Below are 5,505 nucleotides of genomic sequence, written 5' to 3'. Positions count from 1 at the left end.
TTAACTTTACCATCAGTAATTTTCTCAGGCATAGCTTCCTCGCTTTCCCTTAATATAATTATATCATACTGCTGTTTTAGTTACATAATCTTAATATACCTCTAATGGTATTATTTGTCAAGGAGTTTGTTCTGCTTTTTTTGCCAGGGCTAGATCATCTTTAACTTTAGCCAGCATTTTTCACTGGATAAAAAAAGACCAGAGCTTATGGCCCTGGTTTAATTATTAATTATCAAATATTATATTCTCTTATTTATTAGGCAGTAGGTTCAAAAGTAAGAACCTTTATTCCTGATTTCAATACTCTCTCTTTAAAACCGCTTATATCCTCATCATCTATTATCAAAACTGGCTCTATTCTTAAGTCAATCTCCCGCCGTAATTTGTATAGTTTCTTTTCAGCATCCAAAAAATCACCATTTAGCTCAGATACTATCACAGCAATATCTATATCTGAATACTCATGGGCTCGATTGCTGGCATATGAGCCATAAAGTATTACTTCTTTAACAGAAAAATGTCTGGATACTATATTAGCATATTCTTTTGCTAGCTCTATAGCTTTTTCTTTATCCATAATAGCATCTCCTCTGTTTGTTCTATTAAATTATAACACTGATCGTAATCAAGTTGATCTATGAGCTTATCTTTGTTTTTCGGATATCTTGATTCTATATTTAATGGACCTAGCAAATCAAGAAAATCTTTTTGTTCTTCAGTTAATGACTTATAAACACCGGTTTTTTCGGCTAAACGGGCTATATTATGGGTATATGGGGCAACTTCTTTATATTTATTAACAAATAGAGCTTTAAACATCTTTTCAATTACTTGATGACACATAAATCCAACATATAAAAACCTTTTAGTTTTTAACATTGATTTCGCAGTTTTCAGATCATATTCTGCCAGATCAATCCAATATGAAATTTTATCATAATTATCAGTCACACTTTCACCCCTTCAGCCTAATAAACCATTACTATTAATTAAATTATATCATAAACTATTCCTGCTTTCACCTATGGGGATTTTTTACCAGGTTTTATAGTAATAAAAAAAAGACCAGAGCTTATGGCCCTGGCAAGAAAATTATTAAAAATATCTATTAAAGATTTGTTTTATAAAATAATCGAAATCTTCAAGGTGTTCAGTTATGATCCTGTAGATTTCAGCGTTATCTATCTCATCATAGAGATGGACTACCTTGTTCCTGAACCTGGCCATTGCTGTAAAAATAGTTAATTTATCTTCTGAAATAATACCATTTTGAGCTAATATTTTAAAGCTTTCAGCATTAGTCTCAGGAACTCCAAGATTTTCCCGAGAAATTATATGGTTACTTATATCAATTAATGCCTCAATGGAAGCCTGAAGGTTATATTTAGCAGCATCATAATTACGATAATCTGCAACAAATTCATCTTGAGAAATCTCTTGAAACTTTTGCAATTTCTTTATATTTTCTTTTATATATATTATCTTACTTTCAATCCGGTCTTTATTTAAGCCCATCACTGACTCTCCTCCCTCAAACCTTCCTTGAAATCCTCCCTGAAATGCTTCAATTTCATCCCGTAATCAAAATAATGCTTCAGGACATTTTCGATGAAATCTGCCGTTTTTATTTCATCCTGCTCATAGATCTTCTCGCCTTCTTTAATCACTTTATATTTTAGCAAAATATTGCATTTATTAAGTGAGACAATATCGACTTCCTGGCCTATAATTTCCTCAATTTCGGCCTCTAAGTTCATCTGCATTAGAATTTCAGGAGGTTTTGAAAATAAGATTCCGAGATCTATATCGCTGCGGTCATTCTCATAATCGGTGCCATGGGAGCCAAAGATATATACTGTATTGATGTTCTTATGGTTTTTAAAGAAATTTATTAATTTATCTTGATTTGGAATACTAATTTCTCTATTCATACCCTGCTATCCCTCTCTCTCATATAAGATCTCACCTTCTCTAATGCAAATATAAGGTAGCGTCCCTGGAACGTCTTTTCTCTGATCCATCTTTTCACTGGAAATCACAATTATATCCACTGGCATCTCTCTATCAGCCAATAGCTTATTAATCCCCCGCCTGATTTCTTTAATATTTTCAGGATCTTTCGCATCAACTACAATTAGAAGATCAATATCACTATCGATATCAAAATTCTAAGTTGCATATGAACCGAAAAGATATATCTTTACAGGAGAAAATTTTGAGGTTATCCGATCAACCATCGATTCAATATAATTATCGATTTTTTCTTTGTTTAAGGTATTCAGCACTGGTATGACCTCCTGCAAAACAAATCATTAGATTCTTCTACTTTTACTGATAATTACATTTTATCATATAACCTAAGATTTTTCATCTCAGCCTGAATTTACAGAAGCCATGGTTTCAATTCAAGCTGCCAGCCTCTCCAGCCAGTAATCCAGGTTACAGTTTTCTTTCATCCATTTATTAATATAAATATCATTGTCTTCCTCTAAAATTGTCTTAGAATAACTAAAAAAGCCGCCAACATTCTTAATTCCATCCTGTTTTTCGGTTAAGTTAAAGATAGTTCTGGCATAGGCTTTAATCATCTTTTCTTCGTCATAATTTTCCAGATGGTCACGGTGGCAGTAAGTGGCATATTCTTCTACTACAAATTCAGGGATATAGCTTTTAAGAAATTCCCAGGATATAGATGTTTTATCTTCATTATTATCGTCCTGAACTGCAAAAACTGCTGTGCCATCAATCAGGACCTGGTTCTCTGTAACATCGCTATAGCAAGTGTTGCAGACCGGGACCATTGAGTTTAAGTTGTTTTTATCATGATCAAGGGTTAAATAGGCGATCTTTAATAGTTTATCATCGCTGCCGCAGTTATAACAGCTGAAATTATTCCTGCTATAGACAAGAAACTTGATCTCATTTGCAATATCCTGGGGCTCAAAGTTTTTCAGGATTTGATCTTGATTATCGAGTAGAACTGGCAGTATAGATAGGATATTTTCTTCCTCGGAGCAGGCTATTAGATTTTTAGCCATTAAGCCTCTTAAAATCTTCCGTATGTTTAAGAGACCGGTCTTTTTATATAAATGAATGATTAAGGGGTCATCTACATCTGTTTTGTCGTAATATATATCAGCAATTTCCAGGCTGATCTCATCGCTTTTAATGCTCCAGGTGCTGTTTTTGTATTCTCTCTCATTGAATTCATCGAGAATTGCTTGCAACAGTTTGGCCTCAACCTGATTGCATTTTTTGATATTTTTATATAGCTCCGTCCAGACGCTGCCCAGGTCTTTACGCCTCTTAAATAAATAATTTATAACTTTCAAATACTCTTCTTTGTCAATTAGCTGTTCTTTTTTTATAATAAGTTGATCAAGGTTGCTATCTTCATCGCTATCGTCCTTGCTTGCCAATTTTTCTTCAAGATATTCCTTTTCTTTATCTTTAATCTTAATCATCATGGCTGCTCTTTGCTGGAACTGCTTATGGTCGTCTAAAAATTTATCTAGATAATCCCAGCTGTGGCGACATTGATTACAGATGATTTTGTAAGTGTAATTGTCATAAGAAATATCATTGATTGATAGGCTATCTACCTGGCAGTTCGGGCAGTATTTGTCTTCTATTTGATCTTCTGCATCCTTTAGATGGTTGCTAAAGTCTTTATCCAGTTTTTTTTCGGCCTCAATAAAACTATCAGCAAGATCTTTAGATATTAGAGTTTCAGTTGTATGATGAACATCTTTGCAATCTCTGCAGATCAGAAAAAATTCTGAGGTTTTATGGTTTCTATAAATAATAAACTGAGAACTGGCACATGGGCAATAACTGTTTGGATTCTGGTATTGCTCGAGGTTAATTCTGGCCACGAGTATTATATCTTCTATATAACGCTCATTAATCCTGTATTTAGCTGCCAGCTCTTCTTTTGAAAGGTTTCTGAGCCAGAAATTTCTAAGAAACTCCTGGTATTTTTCATTCATAAAGCTTCTGATAATAGTTGAATATGCGATGGAGTTGTGAACTCCGGCCTGGATTTTCAGATCTTTGACCTTAGGATAGCTCTCACTCCAGAAGAGGTCGGCCATTTCTTTGAAAGCAGTGTGCCTTCTTTCTCCCTGGCCCATGCCATGGGATCCATGCTTTTCTTTAAGTCGGTCAAGCTCTACTACCTGGCTAAAGTCATATTCTTCAAGATAATCCTGCAAAAAGCTATGTAATTCTGTCATTTAATTTCCCCCTGAGTAATTTGGTTTTTTATCATAGTTTCTAATCAGTATTGTTAAATATTGTCTTTGATAAATTATTGTTAAATTATACACTAGCCCGGGGTTGATGTCAACCCTTTATTTAAAATAATTTCAATATTTTTCATTTATGGCCCTGGTTAGGACTTCCAGTAGTTTTGCAAAAAATTATCTTTAAAATAAAAAAAAGACCAGAGCTTGTGGCCCTGGCATAAATCTTCCAGTTGGTTTAAAGTCTATTGTAATATTTTTTCGACTTCATTTAGGCTTTCAATCTCAAAGATCTTGCTAATTAATCCCTTATAAATTCTTCAAACTTATCCTGGGAATCCATTTTTGGTATCATGTTTCTTACTTTTTGTAATTCACTCACACTTAAATCTTCAATTACTTTTATTAATTTTTCTGAAATTTTATTGTTAAATTTCATTTCATACATTAATTTAATTGATTCTATTAATTCTTCTTTTTTTCCCTTTTCTATTCCTTTTTCTATTCCTTTTTCTATTCCTATTTCTACTCCCTCTTCTCTTAATTGGTCAGCTGTTGTTTTCATCTCATCTTCCTCCTTAGAAAAATATTTATCAAAAATTTCTTTAAGTTCTTGATAGGGCAATTCGGTCATATTAAGGAGATAATATAATACTATTCCTAATTTATCTTTTGCGAATTTCTGTAATTTTGTGTCTTTGCTATTGCCCATCTGCTTTAGGATGAACTCGATATGATGTCTTTTATCTTCCGCCCGATTTATACTTACCAGCAGATAAGAAATATAGAGCAGGTTATTGCTTATTGCATTGGGATCCAGCTCTGTAATATTAACTTCCCTGATTTTAACGCCGAATAGATCACGCTTTATCTCTTCTGGCAGATGGCTGTATTCTGCTTCGAAATCTATTAACCTGCTGCTGCCTTCGCCATGATAGACCAGAAAGGCCAGTACTGGCTGGATAAATTTCTTTTGGCTCCAGCTTTTCTCCAGCATCTTCTGGAGGTAATTTAAGATCTGAAATGTTACCTGCTTATCTGAATAGGATTTATGCTCGATTAAAAATGCGAACTGGTACTCAGTCTTACCAACTCTGGCGGTATATATGATGTCGCTGTAATACTCCTGCAAATCCCTGCCAATAAAATCTGTCTTTGCCTCTGCATAATTGCCAGCAACCAGTTTATCTGCAAAGTCTTCACCAACACTTACCTTCAAGAAGTCTTTGAAAAATTCCGGACTTGAAAATAAATTTTTGAA

Annotated in this window: 7 protein-coding genes; all 7 read right to left on the bottom strand. The window is 33.8% G+C overall.

Features of this window, described 5'->3' with window-relative positions; all coding sequences use genetic code 11:
• Nucleotides 1-256: 256 nt before the first annotated feature.
• The gene (locus I0Q91_RS14205) at nucleotides 257-577 is read right to left on the bottom strand and encodes a nucleotidyltransferase domain-containing protein (RefSeq protein ID WP_270455321.1); all 321 of its coding nucleotides are present in this window, start codon (nucleotides 575-577) and stop codon (nucleotides 257-259) included.
• Complete coding sequence (locus I0Q91_RS14200; RefSeq protein WP_270455319.1) at nucleotides 556-951, bottom strand: HEPN domain-containing protein; 396 nt, start codon at nucleotides 949-951, stop codon at nucleotides 556-558. Before I0Q91_RS14200 ends, I0Q91_RS14205 begins: the two co-directional genes overlap by 22 nt.
• 144 nt (nucleotides 952-1,095) lie before the next feature.
• Nucleotides 1,096-1,515: a type VII toxin-antitoxin system HepT family RNase toxin gene (gene hepT, locus I0Q91_RS14195; RefSeq protein ID WP_270455318.1), complete on the bottom strand. Its 420-nt coding sequence runs from the start codon at nucleotides 1,513-1,515 to the stop codon at nucleotides 1,096-1,098.
• A complete protein-coding gene (mntA, locus tag I0Q91_RS14190) occupies nucleotides 1,515-1,931 on the bottom strand; it encodes a type VII toxin-antitoxin system MntA family adenylyltransferase antitoxin (RefSeq protein ID WP_270455317.1) in 417 nt (138 codons plus the stop codon). The genes hepT and mntA overlap by 1 nt, the downstream gene beginning before the upstream one ends.
• A gap of 6 nt (nucleotides 1,932-1,937) precedes the next feature.
• The gene (locus I0Q91_RS14185) at nucleotides 1,938-2,159 is read right to left on the bottom strand and encodes a nucleotidyltransferase domain-containing protein (protein WP_345790997.1); all 222 of its coding nucleotides are present in this window, start codon (nucleotides 2,157-2,159) and stop codon (nucleotides 1,938-1,940) included.
• A 246-nt stretch (nucleotides 2,160-2,405) separates the two neighbouring features.
• Nucleotides 2,406-4,235: a hypothetical protein gene (locus I0Q91_RS14180; protein WP_270455316.1), complete on the bottom strand. Its 1,830-nt coding sequence runs from the start codon at nucleotides 4,233-4,235 to the stop codon at nucleotides 2,406-2,408.
• A gap of 310 nt (nucleotides 4,236-4,545) precedes the next feature.
• Nucleotides 4,546-5,505 (bottom strand): Rpn family recombination-promoting nuclease/putative transposase (locus I0Q91_RS14175; protein WP_270455315.1); only part of this gene is annotated, 960 nt, incomplete at its 5' end.

It is taken from the genome of Halonatronomonas betaini, assembly GCF_015666175.1.
Lineage (GTDB): Bacteria > Bacillota > Halanaerobiia > Halanaerobiales > Halarsenatibacteraceae > Halonatronomonas > Halonatronomonas betaini.
Note: the sequence above shows the minus strand (reverse complement) of the source record. Positions and strands in the feature narration are given on the sequence as shown.

Excerpts from the sequence above, each read along its gene's own strand:
- I0Q91_RS14205 (WP_270455321.1), bottom strand. The coding sequence starts at position 577 with ATGGATAAAGAAAAAGCTATAGAGCTAGCAAAAGAATATGCTAATATA.
- hepT (WP_270455318.1), bottom strand. The coding sequence starts at position 1,515 with ATGGGCTTAAATAAAGACCGGATTGAAAGTAAGATAATATATATAAAA.
- mntA (WP_270455317.1), bottom strand. The coding sequence starts at position 1,931 with ATGAATAGAGAAATTAGTATTCCAAATCAAGATAAATTAATAAATTTC.
- I0Q91_RS14180 (WP_270455316.1), bottom strand. The coding sequence starts at position 4,235 with ATGACAGAATTACATAGCTTTTTGCAGGATTATCTTGAAGAATATGAC.